Genomic DNA, 26,827 nt, shown 5'->3' on the forward strand with positions numbered 1-26,827 from the left:
CAATTACAAAGCAGAGACGATTTTTTAACCAATCATAGATAGTCTAACTTAAAACAAGCGTTTGGGTGTCAGTCATGCCAAAAAGAATAGCTGTACTTTTGACGAATAATTTTGAAGATCAGGAATATCTTGAACCCGTTGCAGCCTTGCTGGAAGCAAAGCATAGCATCTGTAATATTGAGTTTAATGCAGGAAAAGTGGTCTATGGTCTGCATGGCTGTTCTGCAGTGACGATTGACCGGGACATCGAACAAATCAGTATTGATGATTTTGATGCCTTGCTGATTCCTGGCGGTGAATCTGCAGTTTCTTTATCTACCGATATGCGGGTGCTGCAATTTATCCAGGCTTTTAATCAAGCCAAGAAAACCATCTTTAGTTTATGTGATGCATCATTATTACTGTGTGAAGCAGATGTGCTGAAAAATCGAATTATTACCAGTATTCGCGCGCATGCCAGTCGCGTACAACGTGCCGGTGGAACATATTATGATGCGGAACTGGTGAATGACAATAATCAGTTGATTTCATCGCGCCTACCCAATGATTTACCCATTTTTATTCATGAATGTTTGGATGTTTTAAAATCATAAAGTCTTAAAAAATATTTCCCATCTTGGCCATGTTCTCCCCTATAAAAAAGAGTCCTTCGGGACTCTTTTTTATGGTTGAGCTATTAACGCCCTAACAGACCGCGGGCCACAATCTCCTTCATGATTTCATTGGTACCCCCATAAATCCGCTGGATCCGCGCATCAACGAAGAAACGTGAAATTGGATATTCAGTCATATAGCCATAACCCCCAAATAATTGCAGGAGATTGTCCGCGATTTTCATCTGCATATCGGTAGAAAAACTTTTCAATGCCGCTGCAGTTTCTACATCCAGCTTCCCTTGCATATAAAGCTCAAGATTCTGGTTATAAAATGCTGCAGTTGCCAATTCATCAATTTTCGCTTGCGCCAACACAAAACGAGTATTCTGGAATTGACCGATCGCCTGACCAAAAGCCTGACGCTCTTTCACATATTGTGTGGTCACATCGATCGAGCCACGAATGGCGCCTAGAGCGGTGGCAGCGATGGCGGTACGCTCACGTGGCAATTCCTGCATCAGGTAAGCAAATCCCTGTCCCGGCTGACCCAGTAATTGGTCCTTTGGCACTTTAACATTGTCGAAGAACAGTTCAGACGTATCCTGAGCATGCAGACCAATCTTGTCCAGATTGGTGCCTTTTTTAAAGCCTTCCAGATGGGTATCGACCAGCAGCAATGAAACGCCTTTAGCTCGGGCTTGAGGATCGGTTTTGACCGCAAGCACCACCAAGTCAGCATGCTGACCATTGGAAATGAAGGTTTTTGAGCCATTTAACAGATAATATTCATCCTGCAAGATGGCACTAGTACGCATGGCTTGCAAATCTGAACCTGCACCTGGCTCGGTCATGCCGATCGCACCGACCACTTCACCGGTGACCATTTTTGGTAACCAGTATTTTTTCTGTTCTTCAGTACCAATATGCAGGATATACGGTGCTGCAATATCGGAATGACAAGACAGACCTGTGGCAATGGCACTGTATCCGGCACGTGCAGATTCTTCGATCAGCATCAAGGAATAATCGGTCGGCACCCCATAGCCACCATATTCTTCTGGAACATCGACACACAAGAAGCCATTTTCACCGAGTGCATTCCAGACTGAACGCGGCATCAGACCTTCACGTTCCCACTGGTCGTAGTACGGTGCGACATGTTCGTTCATAAAGCGTTTAAAATTATCGCGGAATAATTCTAGATCGGCATCGTAGGCAAGCATTCTATTGTCCTTGTTGTTTATCATTTTAGTTTCCTTTTCACAGACTATCGACTTTCCTGCTCCCTGTCATGTGCCGGCATTCATCTTTTTACTAACTTCACAGTCAATAAAAAAGGGAAGCCGAAGCTTCCCTTTTAGACATGAAAGACAGACTCAAAATTAGTGAGCGTTATTGCCTTCTTGTGCCATTTTTTCGTCAATTTCTGCAGGATTTGCTAAAGCATAGTTCAGCTTGTCCATATCTAACTGTCCCACCCATTTCGCAACCACTAAAGTCGCCAAAGAGTTACCGACCAGATTGGTCAAGGCACGAGCTTCAGACATGAAACGATCGATACCGAGAATCAATGCCAGACCTGCAACAGGAATATTCCCTACAGCAGCCAAAGTTGCCGCCATCACAATAAAGCCTGAACCAGTCACGCCTGCCGCACCCTTAGATGAGATCAGAAGTACCAGAAGCAGGGTAATTTGATGAGACAAGTCAAGTTGCGTATTGGTTGCTTGCGCAATAAAGATTGCAGCCATCGTCAAGTAAATCGACGTACCATCCAGGTTAAATGAATAACCAGTTGGAATCACCAGACCTACCACCGACTTCTCTGCACCGGCAAGTTCCAGTTTCTTCAACATACGTGGCAGTACTGATTCTGAAGATGACGTCCCCAGTACAATCAGAAGTTCTTCGCGAATCAGGCGGATCATCTTCATGATGCTGAACCCTGCGAAACGCGCAATTGAGCCCAATACGATGAAAATAAACAGTACGCAGGTAACATAGAAACAAATGATCAACTGTGCCAGCTGAGCAAGAGAACCAATACCATATTTACCAATTGTAAACGCCATTGCACCAAATGCACCAATTGGAGCAAGTTTCATCACCATGTTCACGATGTTGAAAAACACATGTGAAATCTGGTCGATGAGTTTCAGGACTGGCTTGCCTTGATCACCGAGCTTATGCAGTGCAAAACCAAAGATGATCGCGAACAATAGAACCTGCAGGATTTCGCCTTCCGCAAATGCGCCCACAACCGTATTTGGAATGATGTTCATCAGGAAGTCGATAGTCGATTGTGACTCACCTGAAGCAACATATTTACTGATGCCACTAGTATCCAGTGAAGCAGGATCAACGTTCATGCCCACACCAGGCTTGACGATGTTAATCACGACCAGACCGATGACCAAAGCAATCGTGGATACGATCTCGAAGTAAAGTAAAGCCACACCACCAGTTTTACCGACTGATTTCATGCTTTCCATACCTGCAATACCGCTCACTACGGTACAGAAAATTACAGGTGCGATAATCATTTTAATCAGACGGATAAATGCATCACCAAGCGGTTTAAGCTGTTCGCCCAAGCCAGGGACATGCTGTTCTACGCCATTGATAATTTGCGTACCACTAGGCGAAAAATGCCCGACCAGAATACCTGCGATAATGGCCACAATCACTTGAAAATACAGTGACTTATAAATTGGTTGTTTCGCCATAATAAATCTACTTGAACGATATCAAAAATAAGAAAGACCATTTTGAGAAATATACTGACCTCTTCATCCCTTCTCAGGATGAACCGGATCAAGTCTCAAAAGGCTCAAGAGAATGTTCAAAAATGATAATCAGCCATGCATTGAATCTGACACTCAAGTATCAGACCAAAGTATTAAATGGGAGAAAGAGATTAAGAAAAATTAAACAGACTCTAAAAATTGCCTAAATTTTACCGAATATTCAGACTAAATGTGCATAACTTATTATGCGCTTGTTTATGTTTTAACCAGAATAGATTAGACATTAGTCGATAATCAGATTTAACTGATTGTTTTACGTATACTGAAATGTTTATGGATTTTCACCCTCTCCCTTGACATTAATATTTTCTGCAAGCTGTAAAAAGTTATGAATACCAAAAGAAATATTTATAAAGATTTCGAACATCCCTTTGCCCAATATGTACGCATTGTGGGTAAAGGGAAAAATGGCGCCCGCTCTCTCTGCTATGATGAAGCCTATCAAGCCTTCAGTATGATTTTGAAAAATGAAGTGCTGGATGTGCAGTTAGGTGCATTCTTGATGTTATTGCGGGTCAAGGAAGAATCTGTAGATGAGTTGGCCGGTTTTGTACAGGCGACACGTGACCAGCTGAGTTTCAAAAAACTGGATGTCGATCTGGACTGGTCTTCATATGCGGGCAAGCGCAAGCATTATCCATGGTTTATTCTGGCAGCCCTGACACTGGCCAAGCATGGTTATAATATTGTGATGCATGGTGCCTCGGGCCATACCATGAACCGCGTTTACACCGAACAGGTGCTGACTTACTTAGGCTATCCAATCTGTCAAAATGATGCCGAGGTTGAACAGCAACTTCTACAACAGCATTTTGCTTACATACCGTTAGAAGTAATTTCTCCGATTCTTGCAGACTTGATTGCGCTGCGTAATGTCATGGGCTTACGCTCCCCAATTCATACCCTGGCGCGTCTGATCAATCCCTTTAATGCCAAAGCGACCCTGCAAGCCATTTTCCATCCAGCATATCGTGGTTCGCATCAGCAAGCAGCTTTCCGCTTGGGCTATAAAAATAGTGCCGTGATTAAAGGTGAAGGGGGCGAATTCGAGCGTAATCCGGATGCCAAAACGCTCATCTGTGGCATTAAAGATGGCCTGCTCTATGAGCATGAATTGCCAAAGCTCACTGACAACCGCAGTCCAATTGAAGAAAAACTGGATCTGGCGCTATTTAAGGCTGTCTGGGACGGTCAGCAAAGCCATGATTATGGCGAGATTGCAGTGATAGAAACTATGGGCATTGCGCTATATACCATGGGCGTGTGTGACAGCTTTGAAGCTGCGATGCAAAAAGCCAAAATCTTATGGGCGAATCGCCACACGGTTTAATCTTGTGCAAAAGAAAAAAGCATTGTTCAGTGAATGAACAATGCTTTTTTTAATTGTATTGCTATTGGCTGGGAATTAAGCCTTAAACAAAACGAATCGGCTTGAATTCAGGTTCATTCTTGTGATGATCATCATCACACTCTTCACCCTCTTCTTTAGTACCGCGATCGATATAACCGCTGCGCTCATTTTCAGGCAGGTTTTTCATTTCCCAGGCATACACTGCCTGCATACAGGTCTGACGTTGTTCTGGTGTCAAGGCTACACCGTTTGGCCACTTTCCAATTTCGACTGCTGTTCTTAGGCGTTCAACAATCTCAGGATTGAGTACGGCAAGCATTTGTTCAATATTCATGATTTAATCCTGCTTAAAATAATCAAAGTCCTGATTCCACCCCAGTTTGGTTCGACAGGCATTATAAAAGTCATAACCCGGTGGATGCAGAAGATTCAGTTTAAAGGGATGCTTGCGAATATGGACGCTATCACCCACATTCAAAGACACACTGTGTTGTCCATCCGCACTAACCATCGGCAGTACGCGATTTTCACGAATCAGTAATTTAATTTCACTATGTCCACCGACCACAATCGGGCGTGAAGACAAGGTATGCGGATGCATCGGTACCAAGGCAATCGCATCCATACTTGGATGTACAATCGGGCCACCACCAGAAAGCGCATAAGCTGTAGAACCAGTCGGCGTAGAGACTATCAGGCCATCGCTGTGCTGACGATAGACATATTGCCCATCAATATTCAGCTCAAAATCGATCATATGTACCGATTTCCCTGAATGTAGCACCACATCATTTAGAGCAATGGCATCGTAAATCACTTCACCTTTGGAGCGAATTTCGACTTCGAGTAAAAAGCGTCGCTCAGTCTGAAAGTCACCCTTTAATACCTGATCCAGCTTGAATATCACTTCAGTCGGCTTGATATCCGTTAAAAAACCCAGACGACCACGGTTAACCCCGATCACCGGGGTATTGTACTTGACCAAGGCGCGTGCTGCATGTAATAGCGAGCCGTCACCGCCCACGACAATCACCAGATCCACCACCTCACCCAATAAGGCACGACTGACGGTTTGGGTATTTTGATAGGGAACAAGTTCAGCTGTCGCTGCATCAAAAACTGGGTGTAGGCCTAAATTGAGAAGATGATCGTGAATAAGGCATAAGGTTTCAACCACCGACGATTTATCAGGACGTCCTATTAACCCGATATTTCGAAAGGTCTTATGGGAAATTTGCACCAGTGTCGTCGCTCCGCTACGAATCCTGCTTATCATAACATTAAGCTATACCTGGATGACAATTTATAACAGTGCTTCATAGGTAGGAAATTATTTGAAATATATTCGAATTAAGGAGAAATTGTGGGTTTTCATTTTAATTTTAAGCGCATTTCTTGATTAAATATTGCAAAATAATGAAAAGCTTCGCATGATTAGCACAATTTCACAGGATCTTATAAGTATTTATGAAATCTGAACGTGGCATGGGGTTTCTTGCCTTAATTTTTTCTATTATCGTCATTTCTATCTTTGTAGCATTTAGTATCTATTTGATTAGATTAGACAATATTGTGCGCGACAAGTTTGAAGGTCAGCGCTGGGATATTCCAGCCAAGGTCTTCGCACGTCCGATGGAAGTGTACGTGAATGCCCCAGTCAGTCTGCAGGATTTCCAACAAGAATTAAAATTACTCGGTTATAAAAATTCGGATAGTTATACCAAATCAGGCAGCTTTGTCACCACGGGTAATACCCTATATGTGCATACACGCGGCTTTGATTTTGGTGACCGGGTTGAACCGGAGCAAATATTAAAAGTCAGTTTCAGCGGTGAACAGATTGCAGAAGTCAGCGCGACCAAACCATCTTCAAGCGGTATTGCACGTTTAGAACCTTTATTAATAGGCGGGATTTATCCGCAGCATAACGAAGACCGTGTGCTGATCAAGCTAAATAAAGTGCCTAAGCCCTTGATCGAAGCGCTGATCGCGACCGAAGACCGTAAGTTCTATGAGCATCATGGGGTTTCACCGCGTGGTATTGCACGTGCCGTAGTCAGCAATATTACCGGTGGTAAACGTCAGGGTGGCTCAACCTTGACCCAGCAGCTGATCAAAAATTTCTATTTAACCCCTGAGCGCACCTTAAAACGTAAAGTGAATGAAGCCTTTATGGCGATGCTGATTGAATTGCATTATGACAAGAATGAAATTCTGGAAGCTTATCTGAATGAGGTAAATCTCGGCCAGAATGGTAACTACTCCATTAATGGTTATGGTCTGGCATCGCAGTTTTATTTTGGCCTGCCACTGCGTGAACTGAATATTTCCCAGCAAGCATTTTTGGTGGGTTTAGTCCAAGGCCCGAGTCTATACAATCCATGGCGCAATCCTGAAAGTGCGAAAAAACGCCGTGATATCGTCCTGAATAATATGCTGGTGATGGGCTATCTGACTCAGGAAAAATATGAAAAAGAAACCGCACGTCCGTTAAATGTCATTTCAAAACCGACTTTAGGCCCTGCCCGCTTCCCGGATTTTCTGGATATCGTACGTCGTCAATTACGCACAGATTATCAGGAAACCGATCTGACCAATCAGGGTCTGCGCATTTTCACCACTTTAGACCCTCTGGCCCAAACCCGAATTCAGGACAGTTTTAAAGAAACGGTGGCGCGTTTAAGCAAATCCAATCCGGGTCGCCTGAAAGATTTACAGGGCGCAGTATTAGTATCGCATCCGGAAAATGGCGAACTGGTGGCCGCAGTGGGTTCTACTCAAGATTTTACCGGCTTTAACCGTGCAGTCGATGCCAAGCGTCAAGTCGGTTCCCTGCTAAAACCGGTGATCTACCTGAGTGCCCTGGAATCGAACCGTTATCATTGGGCAAGCCCAATTGAAGACAGTGAAATCAGCATCAAGAGTGATGGCAAAACCTGGACGCCGAAAAACTATAGTGGTCGCGGACATGGTGTCATTCCAATGTCACAAGCCTTATCGCAATCTTATAACCTGTCCACTGTGCGTTTAGCACAAGAATTTGGCCTGTCTACCTTTATTAATCATCTGAAAAAATTTGGTGTAACTTCAGATATTCCATCTTATCCGTCGATTTACTTGGGTGCGGTAGATATGTCCCCGATGGAAGTGATGAATATTTACGGCAACTTTGCTACAGGCGGCTTTAAATACCCAACCAAAGCGATTCGCTCTGTGGTGGATGCCAACGGCCGCTCTCTGGATCGTTATAGCCTGAGTGTGCAACCGACCATTGATCCGGCTTCTGCTTATGCTCTGAATTATGGCTTACAACAGGTCATGTCGAATGGTACAGGTCGTGCAGCCTATAACAGCTTACCACGTAGTCTGAATCTTGCCGGCAAATCCGGTACCACGAATGACAGCCGTGACTCATGGTTTGCCGGATACTCAGGTAATTATATGACCGTGGTTTGGCTCGGTCTGGATGACAACAAAGTCACTGGCTTGACCGGTTCTTCAGGTGCCCTGCCCGTGTGGACCAATGTCATGAAACAACTACGCCAAAAACCGGTGAATTTGCCACAGCCGAATGAAATCGAATGGCATTGGCTGGATCGTTATACCGGTCATTTATCGGCACAAGGCTGTGAAGGCGCCATGTATATCCCGATTTCGCGTCATGCCCTGCCAAATCAGGCAACTGCCTGCGGCATCTCGCATTATGCGACGGAACCTTATGATATTGATTCAGAACCTGAGCCATCTGATGCTGAACAGGATGATATGAGTCGCTATATACAAGAAAGTGAAACAGAAATAGAACGCGATCTTGAGAGCGAAACCCGTATTATCGCCAGTGGAAGTTATAGCCATTAATTGAGTCTATGTTTATGTTAAGAAAAATCCTCCCTGGTTTGCTCATCCTCAGTCTGGTGGGCTGCCAAAGTATCTCTGAGCCAGAAAAGCCAGTTACCCCAGTCAAGCCTGCGACGGAAAAACCTAAGGCAAAAACGCCAGACAGCGTAGTGATTACGCCTTATGACCGTCCTGACATCAAACGTCAGAAAATTGTCATTCCTGAACAGAAGCCGAAAAGCCAAAAGTTTGATGATGGCCGTAATCTGCCGGCTTTCAAGAGTCTGATGCAGCAAACCCAGCAGGCCTATACCAAGCAGCAGTTCGCTCAAGCTGAAGCGTCTGCAACTCAGGCACAGCGACTGGCCCCTCAGGCACCGGAAACCTATTTATACTTGGGTATGATTGCTAACCGTAAAAATCAGCCAGCAAGCGCCGATACTTTTGCCTTACGTGGCCTGAGTTATGCACAATCTAGTGCCATGAAAAAGCAGCTTTGGCAAGTGCGCCTTAAATCTGCTCAGTTGCGGAAAAATGCCAAAGCGATTCAGCAAGCCCAACAGGCACTCAAAAAGCTTTAAGATAATTTTCTATAGAAACTGACTTACTAATAGAAAGTTTATTTTATAAATAAAGTGTTTAAATATAGCGAATCCCGGCAATGCCATAAGCATGCTGGCTTTTTGCATAATCGAGCTCATCAGTCTTCATTCCGCCTAAAGCAAAAACCGGAATCTGTACCTGCTCTGCCATTTGCTTGAATTGTTCCCAGCCTAGCGCACGCGTGTCCGGATGCGTTGCGGTCGCCAGTACCGGACTAAGTAAAGCCGCTTCACAACCGATCTGTTCTGCATGCATTAAAGCGCTCAGGTCATGACAAGCCGCCAGATAACGATAACCAGATTTCAATTCGCCTTGTTTCAAGTCCATCAATTGAGTCTGTTTTAGATGAATTGTGCGAATCGTCTGCTGCTGCAATTCATTCAGTTGTGACCAAAGCTGCTGATTAATGATTAACTTGGAGAGTTGATCTACCGGATACTGCTGTAATTGCATGATCCGTTCAGGCGTCGCTTCCACGCGCCAATACAACATTTGATCTGTATCCAGACTTGATAAGATATCCAGATCTTCAGCAATCTTGATGCGCTGCGGCCATTGCAGCTTTTGGATCATGGACTGATTGGCTTTCGGAAAATTCAGCCGACCAAGTTCTTCTCGGCTGTACCAGCGCCAAGGCTGTTTGATTTCAGCCAGTTGAGCAGGCTGTACTGAAGCATGGAAAATATGCAAATTGACGATGAGATCTTCATATTCATAGGAGATAAAATCAGAGGCATGCCAACGTTCAATATCAACGCCGACCTCTTCCATCACTTCGCGGCGACATGCCTCGACTGGTAATTCGCCCTGTTCAACTTTTCCGCCTGGAAATTCATATTTATTGCCCTGATGCTGCTTGGCCTCACGCCAGCCGACGAGAACCTGATTTTGATAAAATAAAAGCGCAATTGCGACATGAATCGTAGCTTTAGTCATGATGTAAAGAACCGTTAAAGTTTTACAGATTGTAAGCAAATTAGAGTTTTTTATAAATTGCTCAATATTTCGTTGACAGACCTATTCGATAATGATTATCATTTAAATCAATCCAAAACACACCACGGAGTCGACGGAATGAACGCCCCATTTAGCCTATTTACCCGTAACAATGATACTCACCATGCCTTGCCAATGCTGCACTCCAACAATCTTTTTGCACTGGGTCGTGAAATCCGGATCATGCATGCCGGCGAAGAATACCGCTTGCGTCTGACCCGCAATAACCGTCTTATTCTGACCAAATAATTAAATCAGTTCTAATAATAACAAACGTGGGAAGCAGCAGTATGAATCAGCGCATACTGCTTTTTAATCTTCTGATCATGAGATTTGCTATTCAAGCTTAAAACTCAATAACACTTTAAGTCCGCCCAGATCCGACGGTGCATAGTCAATTTTAGCTGCATGCAGTGCCATAATTTTCTGGCAAATGGACAGACCTAGACCTGAACCCTGAGTTCGCGTACCCAAAGCCCGATAAAAACGTTCACCTAAACGTTCCAGCACAGCATCAGTAATCCCCTCTCCTGAGTTTTCAATCAATAGTTGTATCTGATGCTGCTCAACAACCGTTCGGATCTCGACCTGTCCCTGCGGCGGCGTATAACGAATAGCATTGTCGACCAGATTGCGAATACAACTAAAAATCAGCTCTGGATTCGCTTCGATCACAGCATCCTCAAGGTTTAGATTCCAATAAATGTCTTTTTCTTCTGCAAAAGGCTGCAATGCCTGCAAAGCCTCCTGAACCAGATTTTTAAGATTAATGGTTTGCGTTGGTAATTGCTCTGTGCGCTCCGGATCGAGTCGTGCCAGTAAAAGTAAATTTTCCAGCACCTGCGTACCGCGGTTGACATCATTTTGAATCAGCTGCAATGCTTGAGGGAGCTGTGCATCACCTTGATATTTGCGTTTTAAAACCTGTAGACGCATTTGAATTGCAGACAGTGGAGAACGCAGCTCATGTGAAGCATCTGCAGTAAAACGCTGTTCGGCAGCCAGTGACTTTTCCAGCCGGCCGAGCATGGCATTCAACTGACGAATAATCGGTTGCAGTTCAGTGATTTCAGGATCAGGCGTTTTGAGAGGGCTTAGATCCTGAGCAGTTTTGGAACCAATCGCCCGGGAAATCTTGTTTAATGGCCGTAACTGGCGTTTGATCGCAACACGCAAAATCAGCCATTGCACTAGCCATAAAATCAATAAGATCCCGGCAAAGCCCAAAGTAGTTTGCCAGAGTTCATCGAAACGTACTGAAAGTGGCTGTACGATTTTGACCTGAAGGTCGTCATCTTCCGCAGTCAGTATCCGGATAAAATGACCATTTTCATAAGCAAACTGAAAGCCGTTGTTCTGTGCTTTTGGAATGGTATTAATTAATTCATCATCAATCGAAGTAGTCAGTACCTGTTGATCCAGCAACAAGGCATACTGGATATCAAACTGTTCACTGAGTTCATCGACTTGGGCGTCTTTGGCCTGGGTAACATCGCCAAGCAGTAACTCAGAAATTTGCTCCATTAATTCATCATGCAACTGACTGGCCTGATAACTGGAAATTCCTAATAACAGCAGCCAGGCCAATACTCCAGCCAAGATGGAACTAAACAGTGCATGTTTGATCAGCCGGGTTTGCAGGGAAATAGCAGCCGACATGGGGTTAAGCCTCAGCCTTATGCATACGATAGCCCAAGCCACGAATGGTCTTGATCATCTGGCTGCCAATTTTTTTACGCAGCTGATAGATAAATACTTCAATGGCATTACTTTCAATTTCATCGCCCCAGGCGTACAGCGATTCTTCCAGCTGTTCACGGGTGACAATATGTTCAGGCTGCTGCATCAGCTTGTATAAAATCTGAAATTCCTTCGCAGTCAGATTCATAGCTTGACCTTCTTTAGTCAGGGTTTTGGCTTGAGTGTCCAGACTGAGATCCTGCCAGTGCAGGATATGATTCGGTATTTTCTGCTTCTGTCTGAGTTGGGCACGAACTCGGGCCGAAAGTTCTTCCAGACTAAAAGGTTTCACCAGATAATCATTCGCGCCTAAATCCAACCCCTCGACGCGGTCATCAATACTGTCTTTAGCTGTAATAAAAATCACTGGCGTATCTTGCTGTTGGCTGCGCAAACTTTTCAGAATCTCGTCTCCAGTGGCATTCGGCAGGCCACGATCCAGCAGAATGCAGTCATATTGATGCTGCTCAATCGCCAGGATCACATGATCACCGCGCTCTACCCGATCAATCACATAACCATCCATTTCCAGCCAGGTCTGGATACTGTCTGCCTGAGACTGATCATCTTCTGCCAAAAGAATACGCATATTCTGCTCCGTTTGCTTCCTTGTTCTATCTTGCCCTGAAAAAGCAGCAGACTCAAAAAAACCACATGCTTTTTGGTAACTTGCATGTGGTTTTTTGTTGCTGTGTTCAAACTGATTGCAGCAAATCAGGCGATATTAGAAACGAACCTGATCAACCTCAATTTCAACACGTTTTGCCGGCTTATAATCAATGTCGATTTCACCTGTGATGATCACCGGTGTTTTGGCTGAAATCGGCTTGCCTTGCCAAAGTTCATCATCAATCTCAACGGTTATAGTACCTGTGCTGTCGCGGAACTGGTATTTTTCATCACCCACTGCTTTCACGACATAACCTTTAAGCTGAACCTTGCTGTCATCTTTCATGGCCAGTGCCTGTTTGACTGTGGTCGATTTAGTAAAAGCGGCCTGATTCACAGCAGTGTCACTACTTGCTATCGTAGCTGTCGCAATAGAACCCATCAATGCAGCTGCCAAAACCGTATTTATCATCATTTTCATCGCAGTTACCTCTTTAAAGTCTTGCTTTGTTTCGATGATGCTATTAAAACAGCCGAAGATGAATTGAATCTTAAGATTGCTTCATTTTCAAAATTAATTTAGGGGCACCACTCTCAAGACTTCTTCAAGCGTAGTGACACCTTCCAGAATCTTGCGCGCCCCGGCAATTCTGAGCGGCTCTACCCCTTCTTTTTTCGCCTGCTGACGCAGCTGGTTCAGATTAGCATCGGCACCAATCAGCTGTTTAGTGGTCAGACTCAGTGGCATAAACTCATAAATCCCAATACGGCCTTTATAGCCGGTATGCCGGCATTCTTCGCAGCCCACCGCCTTAAAGACAAATTCCGGTCGCGGCAAAGGATAATCGGCTGCCAGATGCTGCCATTCCTGTTCATTCAGGAAGCTTTCCTGCTTGCAATGTGGGCAGAGTTTACGCACCAGACGTTGAGCCAGAACACCCAAGATGGTTGCTGCTGTCAAAAATGGCTGTACGCCCAGATCATGCAGACGGGTCAGACTCGACGGCGCATCATTGGTATGTAAAGTTGAGAGAACCAGATGACCAGTCAATGCTGCCTGAATCGCCATATTGGCAGTATCCTGATCACGAATTTCCCCGACCATGATAATGTCCGGGTCCTGACGCATCAATGCACGCACGCCGTCAGCAAAACCAAGATCGATACCATTATTGACCTGCATCTGGTTAAAGCTGGGTTCCAGCATCTCGATCGGGTCTTCAATGGTACAGACGTTGACCTGTTCAGTCGCCAGCTGTTTCAAGGTTGAATAAAGCGTAGTAGTTTTACCGGAACCGGTCGGACCGGTCACCAGAATAATGCCATGACTATGACTGGTCAGATTGTTCCAGTCGTTGAGCAGATGACCTTCAAAACCGAGTTGCTGAAAACTTCTCACCAGCACTTCCGGATCGAAAATACGCATTACCAGTTTTTCACCGAATGCAGTTGGCAAGGTCGACAAACGCAATTCGGTTTCCTGTCCTTTTGGTGTACGGGTTTTCAGGCGGCCATCCTGTGGTTTACGTTTTTCCGCGACGTTCATCCGGCCCAGAATCTTGATCCGGGAAATGACGGCGGTCAATGTATTGGCCGGCATGTTGTAAATCGTATGCAGCACCCCATCAATCCGGAAACGGATCTTGCCGGTGTCTTTACGTGGTTCCATATGAATATCACTGGCACCTTGTTCAAAAGCAAATTGCAACACCCAGTCCACCAGTTTGACAATATGCTGGTCATTGGCATCCGGATTCTGTGAGTCACCCAGCTGTAGCAAGGCTTCGACGCCCTTATTTTCCCGGTCATAGGTAGACGATTTTTGTGAACCACTAACTGCACGACTGACTTGATAGTATTCAGTAATATAACGTTGTAATTGTTCTGGATTCAGTAATACCCGTTGTATTTTTTTTGGTGCAATATTCTGCTCGAGATTCGACATCCATTCAGTTTTATAAGGCTGATCTGTAGCAATCAGAACTTTGTCTGCCTGAATTTCTACCGCCAGAATACGGTTGCGCAGTGAATATTCCTGCGACATGACATTGGTCAATGCCTGTACATCAGCTTTGAGCGGATCAATGATATAGAACATCAATCCGGTTTTTTCTGCCAGCCACTGACATAAACGGTTCAGGGTCAGCGTTGTTTGAGGATGGGACTGATCGACCAGATTAAAATTGGCAATCCACTGTAAAGGGTGCCATTTTAATTGTTCACGTTGCCGATGAGTGGTTTGTACCAGCATCCGGTCGCGTTCACTGATCTTACCGTCTTTAAAGAGTTGGTCTAGACACCATGCCGTATCCATTTCAAAGTCAAATTTCATTATTATCAGTCCCCAAACTTGCCTCCACTATAACAAGTTTTTGCAGTTTTTCGCATGCTCTCGACCTATCGAATATACGTTTCTATTTCAATCTCAAAAAGAAAGTAAAGAATGGATTTGATCGTTACCGCAACATTTTTAATCTATGCAAACCTGATCTCATCACATATATTTTTAAATAATCAACTCTTAGCTTGCTGAGGTCACAGATGGATCTGACTGCGGTTCCCCTGTATGCGCATTCTTTTCATGAACTGCTCACGATACTCACCTCGGCATTGGGTTGCGGCCTGCTAATTGGTCTGGAGCGGGAACGGCATAAGCAACGTGAGCAGCAGCCGAGTTTTGCCGGCTTACGTTCCTTTGCGATCTGTGCTTTATTGGGCGCACTGTGTTTCCTTTTTGGAATCGTGATTGCTGTAATAGGTGCTTTGATCGTGGGTGGCATGGTCATTTTATCTATCAAAAATCAACCAGATGATCCGGGCATTACCACAGAGCTTGCATTTGTGATGACCTATTTTATTGGCGCCATGTGTTTGTGGAATATTTCTCTGGCAGCCGGTCTTTCCGTGCTCTTAACCGGTATTTTGATGGCCAAACATACCATGCACAATATTGCCGGGAAATGGATTAAAGAAGCCGAGTTCAGGGATGGACTGTTATTACTGGCCTTGATTTTGATTGGTCTACCGCTTACTCCTGACCGACCTTTCTGGGGTGAAGTGCTTAACCCTTATCTTATTCTCAAATTACTGACCTTAATTTTAGTGGTACAAGCTCTGGCGCATATTGCGAAACGCTTTTTTTCGACTAAAAATGCCCTGATGCTGTCCTCCATTGCTTCCGGTTTTGTTTCCAGTACGGCGACCATCGCTCAGTTAGGTTTACAGGTCCGTAAAGGTGAAATGGATGCACGATCGAATGCCGGCGCCGCACTGATGTCCTGTATCTCGACCATCGTACTGCTATTGATTGTGGTTGGAGGGGTATCATGGAGCTGGCTGAAAATCCTGCTTTTGCCCTCTTTAGTTGCCGTAATCCTTCTGGCAGCCTGTGCGTTTTTATTACTGCGCAAGGCAAAACCTGCGCCGAGCATGGAATCATCAGACAGCCAGATGTTTAGCTTAAAAGAAGCTGTGATTATTGCAGTCACATTAACATTGATTCAGGCTGGAGTTTACGGACTGGAGGTCTGGCTCGGGGATGCCGGCTTACTGGCCGGGACCTTACTCGCCTCTCTGTTCGAGATTCATGCCGCGATGGCGAGTGTCGTCGTTCAAGGTGATCCCTCCAATATGCGTCTGATTTATGCCCTGCTTTTAGGTCTGGGTGCTCATGCCTTGGCCAAGTCAGCCAATGCTGCTTTGACCGGTGGCTGGAAGTTTGTCCTTTATTTTGCGCCTGTGCAGATTTTGCATATGGCAGTTTTGATTGGCTTGTTGTGGTGGAACCTATAATCTAGGAAGGAGTATGCTGGATAGCAACAATTAGCACTTGCTGAGCATGAATTTTGAAATGAATATCAACGTTTGCGAACTTCATTCCATATACCCGTTCCTCATCTTCCTGATATGCAGGTCTTGGATCTAGAGATAAGACAGCTTCCAGCTCCTGAATAGTCTGCACAGAAATTTTTCCATTTCCTAGTAATTGCTGCTTTTGCTGCTCCGCTTCATCGCTCCAGATGACGGTCTTACGTTGCGGTTCATCCTGCGCATAACCACTTTGTGCTTCAACAATGGCATCTGAATATTGAATATAAGGTTTGATATCGACAATCGGCGTGCCATCCAGCAAGTCACTCCCTGTCACATACACCCGAACATGTTTGCCCACCTTTCTCACTTCTTTGAGTTTAACCACCGATAGACCAATCGGTGATGGACGATACATGCTGCGTGTAGCAAACACGCCTATTTTCTTGTTACCGCCCAAACGCGGCGGACGGACTTGTGGACGAAACTGGCTATTGTGCTGGTTTTTATTGTCATGAAATTGCCAGACCAACCACAGATGACTAAATTCTTCAATCCCCTCAAAGGCGAGTAGATCATTATAGGGCCCGACCATTTCGATATAGCTTTCGACCTGAACCAGATTCGGCTGACGAGGAATACCAAATTTTTCTTTATAGGGAGAACGCATATAACCAATAATCGGCAGCGCAAGTTCAGTCATCATCACTTTTTTTGATAAGCTCAATTAAATATATTCAGTTTATCGAGAATGAATTTAGATTAGAATAGCAAGCTGTTCTAATTTGATAATTTATTGAGACCTTTAATGGCTGCTTTTAACGTCGAAAAGATTACTCACGTCCACCACTGGAATGATACTTTATTCTCTTTTAAAACGACTCGTGACACTGCTTTGCGTTTTAAAAACGGTCAGTTTGTAATGATCGGCCTTGAAGTCAATGGCAAGCCGTTAATGCGCGCATATTCAATTGCAAGCGCCAACTACGAAGAAGAGTTAGAATTTTTCTCAATTAAAGTGCCTGATGGTCCACTGACTTCGATTTTACAGAAAGTCAAAGTCGGTGATGACATTTTGGTTTCTAAAAAGCCGACAGGTACATTGGTACTTGATGACTTGAACCCAGGTAAAAATCTTTACCTTCTTTCTTCTGGTACTGGTCTTGCACCGTTCCTGTCGACTATTCGCGATCCTGAAACTTATGAGCGTTTTGAAAAGATTATCGTGGTTCACGGTACCCGTTTCATTTCAGAGCTGGCTTATCAAGATTTGATCCTGAATGAAGTGCCAAATCATGAATTCTTCTCTGAACTTGGCGCGAAAGAAAAATTGGTATATTACCCAACCGTCACCCGTGAAGAATATCCAAATCAAGGTCGTGTAACCACCGCCATTGAAACTGGTGAACTGTTCGAAAAAATCGGTCTGCCACGTTTCAACCCGGAAACTGACCGTGCCATGCTATGTGGTAGCCCTGCATTCCTAGATGACGTTGCTGCGCTTCTTGACCAACACGGTCTGAAAGAATCTCCAAAAATGGGCGTTCTAGGTGACTACGTGATTGAACGTGCATTCGTAGAAAAATAAGATTTGCTAAACTAAAAAACCGGACTTTTAAGTCCGGTTTTTTATTGGAACCATCACTAAATAATTAACGATCGCGACCTTCCTGGTTTGCAGAACCTGAACAGCCTGCGCCACCTGCAATGATGAAACCCGTTTGCGCTTTACATGAACCAATCATACGGCCATGAGAGTCAAATGTAGTTACTGACGATGCACAGCCCGTCAATACAACAGTCGCTACAAGTGCAATAAGTGCTGATAATTTCATGATATTCCCCTTTATTATTTACGGTTTTAAATTAATCTGATTATGGCTTGGTGGCGTTGGTAACAGGCCTGTATTCGCATCTGGCGTATTGTAATTCACACCTAAGGCATCGCCTGAACCACTACAATGTGCACTTGCGGTCGAAAGTAGGCCACGCGTCGCCATACATGAACCGATGATTTTTCCTGTTGCATCATAAGTCACGACTTTGGAACTACAAGCGGCTAGCCCCGATATTGCCAATATTGAAAAAATTTTAATTAAATTCACATTAACCCTCGCACGATGCAAAAAACTAAATTATTAAAATTTATGTATATTTTCTGAATTTCGCCAGAGATTCTAATTTAATTTGTTTATTTGTAAAGCTTTATTTTTCAAATATTATAAAAATGGAAATAAATAAAAAGCTGCCCTGCAGGACAGCTTTAAATATAAAAATTAGCTGGATTTATGTTTAAGTGATCTTTCTTCCAGAGACTGCTTAATCACTTGATAACCTGATGTGATGCCGAGTGTAGCGATAATTACAGCCACAATAATATCCGGCCAAAGACTGCCTGTACCAAATACGCCTACGGCTGCCAAAATGACCGCAAAGTTGCCAATTGCATCATTGCGACTACAGAGCCAGACCGACCGCATATTGGAATCACCTTCACGAAAAGCATAAAGAATTGCTGCTGTAAATACATTCGCTACTAAGGCCAGTACACCAATCAGGCCCATTGTCAGTGCTTCAGGTGGAATGCCTTGCAGATAGGCGTAAATCACTTTGCCAATCACTACCAGACCAAACAATGCCATGGTCATTCCCTTTACCAAAGCGACTGTTGCCCGCCAATACAAACTCGCACCAAGTACAGCCAAAGAAATCCCGTAATTGACGGCATCACCAAAGAAATCTAGCGCGTCTGCCCACAAGGCTGATGAATGTGCATATGCACCACCGATCAGCTCCACTACAAATAAAGTGAAGTTTACCAGCAAGGCAATCCATAGCGCTGCTCTAAATTTGCTGTTGGGCTTGATGGGTGCCGGTTCAGGACTACAACTACAGGCCATATAACTCCCCCGATGATTTTTTATCTAAAATACGATAAATTGATTAGAAACTATGGACTAACTCCAAGGTCAAGCATGAGGACGATATGTCAGTTTATTTGATTTCAGAAATGGCCAAAAAGACTGGTCTAAGCACCGATACCTTACGTTTTTATGAGAAAAAAGGCTTTATTCAGCCGAATTTTCGAGCAAGTAATCAGTATCGTTATTATGGTGAAGACGCATTAAAAAGACTGCTTTTTATCAAGCGTTGCCGTGCCTTGGACATGTCGTTAAAAGAGATTGAAACCCTGATTCAACTTGAACAAAATCCGGAACAGGACTGCTGTGCCGTCAACCAGCTGATTGATCAGCATCTTTCGGATATTTCAAATAAAATTAAAGAATTACAGATATTTGAACGGCAACTGATCACACTGAGAGAAAGTTGCAATACCCCGACCACGATTGATCATTGCCAGATTTTAAAAACACTTGAAAACCCTGAAAATGATTGAATGTTGAAGACATTTTATTGAGAGCTCCCTACTTAAAATAAAACCGTGTTTTACCTCCAAATCGCGTATTTCCGAGTGATTTACTAGGTTGAATCCAAATTCCAGATGATTAGAATAAAGCCGTACTTTTTATATGTCTTTCGATTTGATCATGAGCATTACCACTATTACCGAACTTCTCTCACCAGCTGGCTCACTCAAAAATATGCGCTACGCTTTTGCTTATGGTGCAGATGCAGTCTATGCCGGCCAGCCGCGCTATAGCCTGCGGGTTCGTAATAATGAATTTGACCATGACAATTTAGCGATTGGCATCAAAGAAGCGCACGAACTAGGCAAAAAATTCTATATGGTGGTCAATATCCAACCGCACAACTCCAAGCTGAAAAATTTTATTCGTGACTTGGAACCTGTGGTCGCGATGCAGCCAGATGCCCTGATCATGTCCGATCCAGGTCTGATCATGCTGGTGCGTGAACATTTTCCAGAGATAGATATTCACCTGTCGGTTCAGGCCAACGCCGTGAACTGGGCAACCGTGAAATTCTGGAAAAACATGGGGCTGACCCGTGTCATTCTGTCACGTGAACTATCCATTGAAGAAATTGCAGAAATCAAACAGCAAGTGCCTGATATGGAGATTGAAGTATTCGTACATGGCGCATTGTGTATGGCCTACTCTGGCCGTTGCATGCTGTCTGGCTATATGAACAAACGTGATGCCAATCAGGGTGCCTGCACCAATGCCTGCCGCTGGGAATATAAAGTTCTGGATGCCAAGGAAGATGAAACCGGTGATGTCATTCCAGTAAAAAATCTGGATTCAGGCTGCTGCTCTAAAGATGCTGATGAACAGCACATGCAGATGCAGCACCAATTCAACGAGCCAGTGCTGTTACAGCGCAACGAAGAAGACATGTTTGCCGCAGAAGAAGATGAACATGGCACTTATTTCATGAATTCCAAAGATCTGCGTGCTGTTCAGCATGTAGAGCGCTTAACTAAAGTAGGTGTTCATTCACTGAAAATCGAAGGCCGTACCAAGTCTTATTTCTATTGTGCCCGTACTGCTCAAATTTACCGTAAAGCAATTGATGATGCGTTGGCTGGTAAACCTTTTGACCCGTCACTGATGACACAATTAGAAGGCTTAGCGAATCGTGGTTATACCGAAGGTTTTCTGCGCCGCCATGTGCATAGTGAATATCAGAATTATGAACATGGTTCCTCAAGTTTTGATCATCAAATTTTCTGCGGTGAAGTGCTGGAACGTAATGGCGATTACATCAAGATTGATGTGAAAAATCGCTTTGTGGTGGGTGACTCACTCGAACTGATGACGACTAAAGGCAATATCATCTTTACTTTAACCGAAATGAAAGACAAAAAAGGTAATCTGATCGAAGACGCCAAAGGTTCAGGTCATATTGTCGAGATTCCGGTTCCGGCAGATGTCGATATGCGATATGCCCTGCTCATCCGTAATCTGCCAAGTTCGACTGCGGATATTTCGGCATCTTCACTGGCTTATCAGGCGAGTTAAATATGGCACTGCTGATTACCGACAAATGCATCAATTGCGATATGTGTTTACCGGAATGCCCGAATGACGCGATTTATGAAGGTGCAAAAGTTTATGAAATTGATGTGAACCGGTGTACGGAATGCGTCGGTTTTTATGAGCATCAGACCTGTGTGGATGTCTGTCCGATTGAATGCATTATTCCACATCCGGAGTATCGGGAAACACAAGAACAATTACTGGAAAAATTTAAGGGTTTGAACTTATTTAAATCTTAAAAATGAAGCGATGGAATAAACATTGCTTTATGTAAAGACAACCTTGGGGAAAGTATAAAAATAAGGGTTGAAAACAAAAAGTGAGAGGCAAAGAACAGCTAAAAGTGTGTGGGGACACTTTTGGCTGATCCAATAATAAATATAAAAAAAGGAACTCGGGTGTTAGCGTCCTAAGTTCCTATAAAGCGATAATAATGTATTTATAAGATATAGCACCTCGGTTTTGGGGAACCTTGGTGCTATTTTTTTTATTGCCCCGAACGGATGATGTAATCAAAGGCGGACAATGACGCCTTGGCACCTTCACCGGTCGCAATGATGATCTGCTTGTACGGCACTGTGGTACAGTCACCTGCCGCAAACACACCTTTCACATTGGTTTCGTTGCGGTCGTTAATCACAATCTCGCCACGGTTAGTCAGCTCAACTTGGGTTTCTTTCAGGAAGTCCGTGTTTGGTAACAAACCAATTTGTACAAAGATCCCCGCAAGTTCTACCGTATGCTCTTCATCCGTAGCACGGTCTTTGTATTTCAGTGCAGTCACTTGTGAACCATCACCAACCACTTCCGTAGATAAAGCATTTTTGATCACGGTGGTATTCGGCAAGCTGTTCAGTTTATCTTGCAACACCTGATCCGCACGCAGCTTGGTATCAAATTCCACCAGGGTGACATACTCAACAATCCCTGCCAGATCAATCGCTGCTTCTACACCTGAGTTACCTCCACCAATCACGGCTACACGCTTACCTTTGAACAGTGGGCCATCACAGTGTGGGCAGTACGCCACACCACGGGTTTTGTATTCCTGCTCACCTGGAACGTTCATTTCTCTCCAGCGTGCACCGGTCGACAGAATTACGGTTTTAGATTCCAGTTTGGCACCATTCTCTAAGGTCACTTCCACCAGACCATTGGCTGTTTCATCTGCACCTTTGATGTCAGATACACGTTGCAGGTTCATGATGTCGACCCCGTATTCACGCACGTGGGCTTCCATCTCGGCAGCAAACTTTGGACCTTGAGTTTTCTGTACAGACGTAAAGTTTTCAATGTCCATGGTATCCATGACCTGACCGCCCATGCGTTCAGCCACGATCCCGGTTTTAATGCCTTTACGCGCTGCATAGATGGCAGAAGTATTGCCTGCAGGGCCGCCACCAATCACCAGGACATCAAAGGCGTCTTTGGCATTCAGCTTTTCCGCATCTTTGGCAGCGGCATTGCTATCCAGCTTGGCAATGATTTCTTCCAGTGTCATACGACCCTGACCGATATGCTGGTTGTCCTGGAATACCATCGGCACCGCCATGATTTTGCGTTCTTCGACTTCGTCCTGGAAGAAAGCCCCATCAATCATGGTGGCAGTAGTGCCCGGGTTATAGATGGCAATCAGGTTGAGTGCCTGAACCACATCCGGACAGTTATGGCAGCTTAACGATACGAACACGTCAAAATTAGATTGAACACCCAGGCTCTTGATATTCGCCAGAACTTCATCCGAGACTTTTGGTGCATAACCGGAAGTTTGCAGCAATGCCAGGATCAGCGAAGTGAACTCATGGCCCATTGGCAAGCCTGCAAAGAACACACGCGGTTCTTCACCAGCTTTTGCAATCCCGAAACTTGGGGCACGTTGGTTTTGGCCATCAAAACGCGCAGTGACTAAATCGGATAATGTTGCGATTTCCTCAACCAGTTCTTTGATTTTTGCAGATTTATCGGAATCGTTTAAGGTTGCAACCAGTTCGATTGGCGCTTCAAGGCGTTCCAGAAGTGTTTTTAATTGAGCTGAAGTATTTTGATCTAACATTGCGAACGTCTCCAAAGGAGTAAATGTTTATTTGATGAAGCTATAGTAATGCATAGATTAAAATAGGTGAAACAGTTTGTTTTTATTTTATTGATCGATATTTTAGATTATAAATCTAATCATAGATTTTATGCTGTTTCATATTAGTTTTTGGGCTGTGCCCATTAAATTGAATATTGTGACTTAAAAATAACGTTAAATTTTTATCAAAAAAATGCTCCCTATTCAGGAGCATTTTGGGAAATTAATGAATCCGCTGTTCGATACGCAGAGAACGACCCTTGATTGAGTTGGCCAAGAAAAACAAGATTAGGCTAAGTAGTGCCGATAAAATAGCAACACCAATAATAACCAGATTCGTGATCTGACTTAACTGATCCGCCTGTTGTACCTGCGTATTTACACTCTTGGCGACTGGTGTCATGGCTTGACCATAGACCTGTTGCTGCATGGTCCAAATTTGTTCAGGCTTGAAACCATATTGTTCAAATTTAGGATCCTGTTTTTCTGCTTCAACCAAATTTAAAACATAAGGTTTTGCGGCAGATAAATCTTGAGGCTTATGCAGCAATGCCGTTTGCGCCAGTAAATAAGATTTCACCGGTGCTGCAATCTCTGAATCAGCCAGATAACGGGCGATTTCACTGTCATTGATATTGCTGTCGTAATACACTACTTGCTGATAAGCATCATCCCGATCATTACGTAGATCATGCTGCCAGTAAGTCAATCCTGACCAGATCACGATAAAAGCAATCAGCCAAGCGACAAATTTCAGCACAAAAGACTGAAAGCGTACATAAAAGAAACGCAACTTTTTCAGTAAGCCAATCACAAAAAATGCGCCGATAAAAGAGGCAAAAATTTTAATAATCAGCCAGCCAAACCAGCTCAGCAAACTAAAAAAATAATCCGGACTATCACCAATGCTGGCCAATGTGGCATCTACACTGACCGGTAAATGCAATTGCTGTACTTGGGTACTCAGGCCAAAAAAGCCATAGACCAGTTCCTGCTGGAAAAATAGGCTGATCAATGAGGCTATAAATATGGTAGAAGTAGTCAAACCCAATAGCATCAAATTGCGTTGACGTTTCTTGAGTGCAACTACCCCCTGCTTGATGTCCTGAGGCTTAACGGCGTATTCATCTAAGGGCGGCAATCTCTACTCCTTCTTTCAGATTTTGGCCCTACCTGATTTAGTTGGGCGTGGATCCACTGGTACTTGATTCAATCACCAAATGATTCAGATTATCTTGCAAAGCTTTCAAACGCACGGTTGCTTCTGTGCGTTTTTGTACACCTTCTTTCTGGATCTGAATCACATCATTTACAGTTTTAATGAGGGTATTTTGCACATGTTCAAGCGTTTCGATGTCAATCACCGAGCGCTGGTTGGCTTTAGCAGTATCGACCGAGTTCTGATGTAACAGGTCAGCATTACGGCGCAGCAGCTCATTGGTAGCATCATCAATGGTATTGGCCAGCTGTACACTGTTCTTCTGTTCATTCAACGAAATCGCCAGACTGATCTGGTTTTTCCATGCCGGCAAAGTAATATTTTTGATGGCATAGAACTTGTCGACCAGCATTAGGTTATTCGACTGGATAATCCGGATCATTGGCAAGGTCTGCATCGCAGATTGCTGCAATACCTGTAAATCACTGACACGTTTTTCCAGATTATTGGCAAGATGGTTCAGGTCATAAATTTTTTGTGTAGTAGTCTGATCCTGCGACAAAGCGGTTAAGGCTGCAATCTCCTGCTGTAGCTCCTGTTCGCGTAAACGACCAGCGGCGATATGTACACCTAACTGTTTATATTCATCCTGCACCCCGTCAAACATTTTATCCAGCGTATCAACACGTGCTTTCAAACCAGATTGCGAGGTTTCAATCTCTTTCACCAGTACATCGAGCTGCTCTTTGGTGGTATTGAAATGGGCATCAAAGTTATCTTTTGCGCCTTTGAATTTGCTAATGATATTGCCAAAAAAACCCGAACTTTTCTTTTTATTGAGAATACTGCTGGTATTCAGCTGTTGAGCCACCTGTACCACCTGATTCAGCTTCTGTCCTGTCGCATCCAGATCTCTATTTTGCACCAGATTCAGTAATTCATCAGTATAGGTCGAAGTTTTGGTCGCAATATTTTTGCCATATTCAGCCACGCTGTTATGACTCATGTTCTGCAACTCTTTACGTGCAGCCAGCACCTCCTGAAAGTCAGCAGGGTGCAAGCCCAGTTCTTTCAGGTTCATTTGCTGGAATTTTTGTTCGACCAGTTCATTCGAGCTTTCAACAGGTAAATTTACTAAATCAGACTTGGTCATAGTTCACCTTATATTGTTATGTTTTCGAGGGTTTCTCGAGGGATTTTTTTAACGTTTTAATCAGACTCTCACGGCTATTATCAAGTTTTTCCAGATCACTTGTCGAGTGTTTCGTCTGGCTTTGTTTGACATGATATTGCCAAGCCGGAATCAAGACCTGCTGTGCTTCCTTAAAGCGATCCAACAAACTAAAGGAAAGCTGCTGCGAAAGCTGCATCTGGGTAATGGCGATGTCATTACTGCTTTGCAAGGTACGTAAGGTATTAATTTTCTTGGAGAGGCGTTCTGAAAAACTATCCAGTGGATGCTGGTTTTTGACGAACAGTGGATATTCAGATAAAAACTCATCTGCAGCGACAATGTGCTTGGCCATCTGTTCGCGCAAACCCAAAAGCTGCTGAAAACGCGACTGCGATTTCTGAATTTCAATCTGTAATTTACGGCTTAAGTGATCGGCCTGATCGAGCAAACGGTCTAGCCGTTGATAATATTCCACCTGACTTGAGCCATAATCCAGATCGATGCCTAGCCATTTCTGTAGGGCATTAAATTTACGTTTTTTCAGATATTTTTTAGATTCTGCCAAAGCCTGAATCAATTGCTCAATGGTCTGGCTTAACTGTTGGGTCAAGTGCGGATCTACACCATTCAGTAGAACGGACTGTGCCTGAATCAAAGCATCTGCATAATGATTCAGCCCATATTGATTATCCAGTACAGGCACAAGCTCATTACGCTTAATCGCCAGAATTTCCTCACGATCAAGCATCATGTCAGTCAAGGCAGGTAGAGCTTCAAAGCGCGACATGGTTGAGGCGATATCCTTTAAAAAAGTGAAACAAAGAAGTCTAGAACATCTTCGAATGTAGCAAAAAAACAGACTGCGTTGTGTATATTTATCCAGAAATTCGTTACATCACTTTAACTAAATCCATGTTTTATCTTTATTTTAATTATGATTTTGGCAAGACAATCCAATTACAGAGATAAATGGCTACGTAGCATCTTGAGAATTGTTTAACTTTAAGCATTTAGAACTTTAAAATGTATTCAATCTGATCTAAATGCTTACAACACCAGGTTTTACTTAAAATCCATATACAAAAAAAGCCATATTGCTATGGCTTTCAAGGA

27 protein-coding genes are annotated in these 26,827 nt (G+C 43.9%); 10 read left to right on the plus strand and 17 right to left on the minus strand.

Features of this window, described 5'->3' with window-relative positions:
- The first annotated feature begins 74 nt into the window (after positions 1-74).
- On the plus strand, positions 75-593 hold the full coding sequence (locus tag MTX11_RS05995; RefSeq protein WP_005106495.1) for a DJ-1/PfpI family protein: 519 nt from the start codon (positions 75-77) through the stop codon (positions 591-593).
- A gap of 83 nt (positions 594-676) precedes the next feature.
- Here the strand turns inward: MTX11_RS05995 and MTX11_RS06000 are convergent, their stop codons facing one another.
- Positions 677-1,819, minus strand: a complete 1,143-nt coding sequence (locus MTX11_RS06000) for an acyl-CoA dehydrogenase family protein (RefSeq protein ID WP_114541957.1) — start codon at positions 1,817-1,819, stop codon at positions 677-679.
- 159 nt (positions 1,820-1,978) lie between these two features.
- The gene (locus MTX11_RS06005) at positions 1,979-3,322 is read right to left on the minus strand and encodes a dicarboxylate/amino acid:cation symporter (RefSeq protein ID WP_195725817.1); all 1,344 of its coding nucleotides are present in this window, start codon (positions 3,320-3,322) and stop codon (positions 1,979-1,981) included.
- 409 nt (positions 3,323-3,731) lie between these two features.
- On the opposite strand from MTX11_RS06005, the gene MTX11_RS06010 reads away from it, so the two are divergent.
- A complete protein-coding gene (locus MTX11_RS06010; RefSeq protein ID WP_243474629.1) occupies positions 3,732-4,733 on the plus strand; it encodes a glycosyl transferase family protein in 1,002 nt (333 codons plus the stop codon).
- Positions 4,734-4,815: 82 nt separating this feature from the next.
- Here the strand turns inward: MTX11_RS06010 and MTX11_RS06015 are convergent, their stop codons facing one another.
- Together MTX11_RS06015 and MTX11_RS06020 are read right to left on the minus strand one after the other, a co-directional pair.
- Positions 4,816-5,088, minus strand: coding sequence for a YeaC family protein (locus MTX11_RS06015; protein WP_004278992.1), 273 nt, complete (start codon positions 5,086-5,088; stop codon positions 4,816-4,818).
- A 3-nt stretch (positions 5,089-5,091) separates the two neighbouring features.
- Positions 5,092-6,030 (minus strand): NAD(+) kinase, encoded by a 939-nt coding sequence (locus MTX11_RS06020; RefSeq protein ID WP_004645573.1) that lies wholly within the window; start codon positions 6,028-6,030, stop codon positions 5,092-5,094.
- Positions 6,031-6,221: 191 nt separating this feature from the next.
- On the opposite strand from MTX11_RS06020, the gene mrcB reads away from it, so the two are divergent.
- Positions 6,222-8,612, plus strand: coding sequence for a penicillin-binding protein 1B (mrcB, locus tag MTX11_RS06025; RefSeq protein WP_243474630.1), 2,391 nt, complete (start codon positions 6,222-6,224; stop codon positions 8,610-8,612).
- Positions 8,613-8,626: 14 nt separating this feature from the next.
- The gene (locus MTX11_RS06030; protein WP_243474631.1) at positions 8,627-9,172 is read left to right on the plus strand and encodes a tetratricopeptide repeat protein; all 546 of its coding nucleotides are present in this window, start codon (positions 8,627-8,629) and stop codon (positions 9,170-9,172) included.
- Between the two features lie 58 nt (positions 9,173-9,230).
- Here the strand turns inward: MTX11_RS06030 and MTX11_RS06035 are convergent, their stop codons facing one another.
- Complete coding sequence (locus tag MTX11_RS06035; RefSeq protein ID WP_243474632.1) at positions 9,231-10,130, minus strand: NUDIX domain-containing protein; 900 nt, start codon at positions 10,128-10,130, stop codon at positions 9,231-9,233.
- A 138-nt stretch (positions 10,131-10,268) separates the two neighbouring features.
- Between MTX11_RS06035 and hemP the strand changes: the two genes are divergently transcribed.
- Entirely contained in the window at positions 10,269-10,439 is a 171-nt protein-coding gene (gene hemP / locus MTX11_RS06040; protein WP_004645578.1) for a hemin uptake protein HemP, read from the plus strand.
- A gap of 87 nt (positions 10,440-10,526) precedes the next feature.
- Here the strand turns inward: hemP and MTX11_RS06045 are convergent, their stop codons facing one another.
- The 4 genes from MTX11_RS06045 to tfpB form a co-directional block, all read right to left on the minus strand.
- Positions 10,527-11,849 (minus strand): sensor histidine kinase, encoded by a 1,323-nt coding sequence (locus MTX11_RS06045; protein WP_005247441.1) that lies wholly within the window; start codon positions 11,847-11,849, stop codon positions 10,527-10,529.
- Between the two features lie 4 nt (positions 11,850-11,853).
- Complete coding sequence (locus MTX11_RS06050; protein WP_243474633.1) at positions 11,854-12,519, minus strand: response regulator transcription factor; 666 nt, start codon at positions 12,517-12,519, stop codon at positions 11,854-11,856.
- Between the two features lie 135 nt (positions 12,520-12,654).
- Positions 12,655-13,020, minus strand: a complete 366-nt coding sequence (locus tag MTX11_RS06055) for a NirD/YgiW/YdeI family stress tolerance protein (RefSeq protein WP_243474634.1) — start codon at positions 13,018-13,020, stop codon at positions 12,655-12,657.
- Between the two features lie 93 nt (positions 13,021-13,113).
- A complete protein-coding gene (gene tfpB / locus MTX11_RS06060) occupies positions 13,114-14,871 on the minus strand; it encodes a type IV pilus assembly ATPase TfpB (protein ID WP_243474635.1) in 1,758 nt (585 codons plus the stop codon).
- Positions 14,872-15,080: 209 nt separating this feature from the next.
- Here tfpB and MTX11_RS06065 point away from each other — a divergent pair, with 209 nt between their 5' ends.
- The gene (locus MTX11_RS06065; protein ID WP_243474636.1) at positions 15,081-16,331 is read left to right on the plus strand and encodes an MgtC/SapB family protein; all 1,251 of its coding nucleotides are present in this window, start codon (positions 15,081-15,083) and stop codon (positions 16,329-16,331) included.
- A gap of 1 nt (position 16,332) precedes the next feature.
- Here MTX11_RS06065 and tsaA read toward each other — a convergent pair whose 3' ends face one another.
- Complete coding sequence (tsaA, locus tag MTX11_RS06070; protein ID WP_243474658.1) at positions 16,333-17,052, minus strand: tRNA (N6-threonylcarbamoyladenosine(37)-N6)-methyltransferase TrmO; 720 nt, start codon at positions 17,050-17,052, stop codon at positions 16,333-16,335.
- A 105-nt stretch (positions 17,053-17,157) separates the two neighbouring features.
- On the opposite strand from tsaA, the gene MTX11_RS06075 reads away from it, so the two are divergent.
- A complete protein-coding gene (locus tag MTX11_RS06075) occupies positions 17,158-17,937 on the plus strand; it encodes a ferredoxin--NADP reductase (RefSeq protein WP_004279005.1) in 780 nt (259 codons plus the stop codon).
- A gap of 64 nt (positions 17,938-18,001) precedes the next feature.
- Here the strand turns inward: MTX11_RS06075 and MTX11_RS06080 are convergent, their stop codons facing one another.
- The 3 genes from MTX11_RS06080 to MTX11_RS06090 all read right to left on the minus strand — a co-directional run bounded on the left by MTX11_RS06080 (position 18,002) and on the right by MTX11_RS06090 (position 19,249).
- Positions 18,002-18,184: a YgdI/YgdR family lipoprotein gene (locus MTX11_RS06080; RefSeq protein WP_004279008.1), complete on the minus strand. Its 183-nt coding sequence runs from the start codon at positions 18,182-18,184 to the stop codon at positions 18,002-18,004.
- Positions 18,185-18,202: 18 nt separating this feature from the next.
- A complete protein-coding gene (locus tag MTX11_RS06085) occupies positions 18,203-18,454 on the minus strand; it encodes a hypothetical protein (RefSeq protein WP_243474637.1) in 252 nt (83 codons plus the stop codon).
- 171 nt (positions 18,455-18,625) lie between these two features.
- A complete protein-coding gene (locus tag MTX11_RS06090; protein ID WP_005247456.1) occupies positions 18,626-19,249 on the minus strand; it encodes a cation efflux transmembrane domain-containing protein in 624 nt (207 codons plus the stop codon).
- An 86-nt stretch (positions 19,250-19,335) separates the two neighbouring features.
- On the opposite strand from MTX11_RS06090, the gene MTX11_RS06095 reads away from it, so the two are divergent.
- The 3 genes from MTX11_RS06095 to MTX11_RS06105 all read left to right on the plus strand — a co-directional run bounded on the left by MTX11_RS06095 (position 19,336) and on the right by MTX11_RS06105 (position 21,546).
- Entirely contained in the window at positions 19,336-19,746 is a 411-nt protein-coding gene (locus MTX11_RS06095) for a Cd(II)/Pb(II)-responsive transcriptional regulator (RefSeq protein WP_005106480.1), read from the plus strand.
- Positions 19,747-19,879: 133 nt separating this feature from the next.
- A complete protein-coding gene (gene trhP / locus MTX11_RS06100) occupies positions 19,880-21,289 on the plus strand; it encodes a prephenate-dependent tRNA uridine(34) hydroxylase TrhP (RefSeq protein WP_243474638.1) in 1,410 nt (469 codons plus the stop codon).
- 2 nt (positions 21,290-21,291) lie between these two features.
- Positions 21,292-21,546, plus strand: coding sequence for a YfhL family 4Fe-4S dicluster ferredoxin (locus MTX11_RS06105; RefSeq protein WP_180038760.1), 255 nt, complete (start codon positions 21,292-21,294; stop codon positions 21,544-21,546).
- Between the two features lie 248 nt (positions 21,547-21,794).
- Here MTX11_RS06105 and ahpF read toward each other — a convergent pair whose 3' ends face one another.
- The 4 genes from ahpF to MTX11_RS06125 all read right to left on the minus strand — a co-directional run bounded on the left by ahpF (position 21,795) and on the right by MTX11_RS06125 (position 26,501).
- Entirely contained in the window at positions 21,795-23,360 is a 1,566-nt protein-coding gene (ahpF, locus tag MTX11_RS06110; RefSeq protein ID WP_243474639.1) for an alkyl hydroperoxide reductase subunit F, read from the minus strand.
- Positions 23,361-23,604: 244 nt separating this feature from the next.
- A complete protein-coding gene (locus tag MTX11_RS06115) occupies positions 23,605-24,522 on the minus strand; it encodes a hypothetical protein (protein ID WP_004645590.1) in 918 nt (305 codons plus the stop codon).
- Positions 24,523-24,559: 37 nt separating this feature from the next.
- Positions 24,560-25,693, minus strand: a complete 1,134-nt coding sequence (locus tag MTX11_RS06120; protein WP_243474640.1) for a toxic anion resistance protein — start codon at positions 25,691-25,693, stop codon at positions 24,560-24,562.
- A 16-nt stretch (positions 25,694-25,709) separates the two neighbouring features.
- Positions 25,710-26,501: a tellurium resistance protein gene (locus MTX11_RS06125; protein ID WP_243474641.1), complete on the minus strand. Its 792-nt coding sequence runs from the start codon at positions 26,499-26,501 to the stop codon at positions 25,710-25,712.
- Between the last annotated feature and the right edge of the window lie 326 nt (positions 26,502-26,827).

The sequence above is a fragment of the Acinetobacter lwoffii genome (assembly GCF_022809915.1).
Lineage (GTDB): Bacteria > Pseudomonadota > Gammaproteobacteria > Pseudomonadales > Moraxellaceae > Acinetobacter > Acinetobacter lwoffii_M.

What these genes read in the sequence shown, in the direction of transcription:
- MTX11_RS05995 (WP_005106495.1), top strand. Translation starts at nt 75, where the DNA reads ATGCCAAAAAGAATAGCTGTACTTTTGACGAATAATTTTGAAGATCAG.
- MTX11_RS06000 (WP_114541957.1), bottom strand. Translation starts at nt 1,819, where the DNA reads ATGCTTGCCTACGATGCCGATCTAGAATTATTCCGCGATAATTTTAAA.
- MTX11_RS06005 (WP_195725817.1), bottom strand. Translation starts at nt 3,322, where the DNA reads ATGGCGAAACAACCAATTTATAAGTCACTGTATTTTCAAGTGATTGTG.
- MTX11_RS06010 (WP_243474629.1), top strand. Translation starts at nt 3,732, where the DNA reads ATGAATACCAAAAGAAATATTTATAAAGATTTCGAACATCCCTTTGCC.
- MTX11_RS06015 (WP_004278992.1), bottom strand. Translation starts at nt 5,088, where the DNA reads ATGAATATTGAACAAATGCTTGCCGTACTCAATCCTGAGATTGTTGAA.
- MTX11_RS06020 (WP_004645573.1), bottom strand. Translation starts at nt 6,030, where the DNA reads ATGATAAGCAGGATTCGTAGCGGAGCGACGACACTGGTGCAAATTTCC.
- mrcB (WP_243474630.1), top strand. Translation starts at nt 6,222, where the DNA reads ATGAAATCTGAACGTGGCATGGGGTTTCTTGCCTTAATTTTTTCTATT.
- MTX11_RS06030 (WP_243474631.1), top strand. Translation starts at nt 8,627, where the DNA reads ATGTTAAGAAAAATCCTCCCTGGTTTGCTCATCCTCAGTCTGGTGGGC.
- MTX11_RS06035 (WP_243474632.1), bottom strand. Translation starts at nt 10,130, where the DNA reads ATGACTAAAGCTACGATTCATGTCGCAATTGCGCTTTTATTTTATCAA.
- hemP (WP_004645578.1), top strand. Translation starts at nt 10,269, where the DNA reads ATGAACGCCCCATTTAGCCTATTTACCCGTAACAATGATACTCACCAT.
- MTX11_RS06045 (WP_005247441.1), bottom strand. Translation starts at nt 11,849, where the DNA reads ATGTCGGCTGCTATTTCCCTGCAAACCCGGCTGATCAAACATGCACTG.
- MTX11_RS06050 (WP_243474633.1), bottom strand. Translation starts at nt 12,519, where the DNA reads ATGCGTATTCTTTTGGCAGAAGATGATCAGTCTCAGGCAGACAGTATC.
- MTX11_RS06055 (WP_243474634.1), bottom strand. Translation starts at nt 13,020, where the DNA reads ATGAAAATGATGATAAATACGGTTTTGGCAGCTGCATTGATGGGTTCT.
- tfpB (WP_243474635.1), bottom strand. Translation starts at nt 14,871, where the DNA reads ATGAAATTTGACTTTGAAATGGATACGGCATGGTGTCTAGACCAACTC.
- MTX11_RS06065 (WP_243474636.1), top strand. Translation starts at nt 15,081, where the DNA reads ATGGATCTGACTGCGGTTCCCCTGTATGCGCATTCTTTTCATGAACTG.
- tsaA (WP_243474658.1), bottom strand. Translation starts at nt 17,052, where the DNA reads ATGACTGAACTTGCGCTGCCGATTATTGGTTATATGCGTTCTCCCTAT.
- MTX11_RS06075 (WP_004279005.1), top strand. Translation starts at nt 17,158, where the DNA reads ATGGCTGCTTTTAACGTCGAAAAGATTACTCACGTCCACCACTGGAAT.
- MTX11_RS06080 (WP_004279008.1), bottom strand. Translation starts at nt 18,184, where the DNA reads ATGAAATTATCAGCACTTATTGCACTTGTAGCGACTGTTGTATTGACG.
- MTX11_RS06090 (WP_005247456.1), bottom strand. Translation starts at nt 19,249, where the DNA reads ATGGCCTGTAGTTGTAGTCCTGAACCGGCACCCATCAAGCCCAACAGC.
- MTX11_RS06095 (WP_005106480.1), top strand. Translation starts at nt 19,336, where the DNA reads ATGTCAGTTTATTTGATTTCAGAAATGGCCAAAAAGACTGGTCTAAGC.
- trhP (WP_243474638.1), top strand. Translation starts at nt 19,880, where the DNA reads ATGTCTTTCGATTTGATCATGAGCATTACCACTATTACCGAACTTCTC.
- MTX11_RS06105 (WP_180038760.1), top strand. Translation starts at nt 21,292, where the DNA reads ATGGCACTGCTGATTACCGACAAATGCATCAATTGCGATATGTGTTTA.
- ahpF (WP_243474639.1), bottom strand. Translation starts at nt 23,360, where the DNA reads ATGTTAGATCAAAATACTTCAGCTCAATTAAAAACACTTCTGGAACGC.
- MTX11_RS06120 (WP_243474640.1), bottom strand. Translation starts at nt 25,693, where the DNA reads ATGACCAAGTCTGATTTAGTAAATTTACCTGTTGAAAGCTCGAATGAA.
- MTX11_RS06125 (WP_243474641.1), bottom strand. Translation starts at nt 26,501, where the DNA reads ATGTCGCGCTTTGAAGCTCTACCTGCCTTGACTGACATGATGCTTGAT.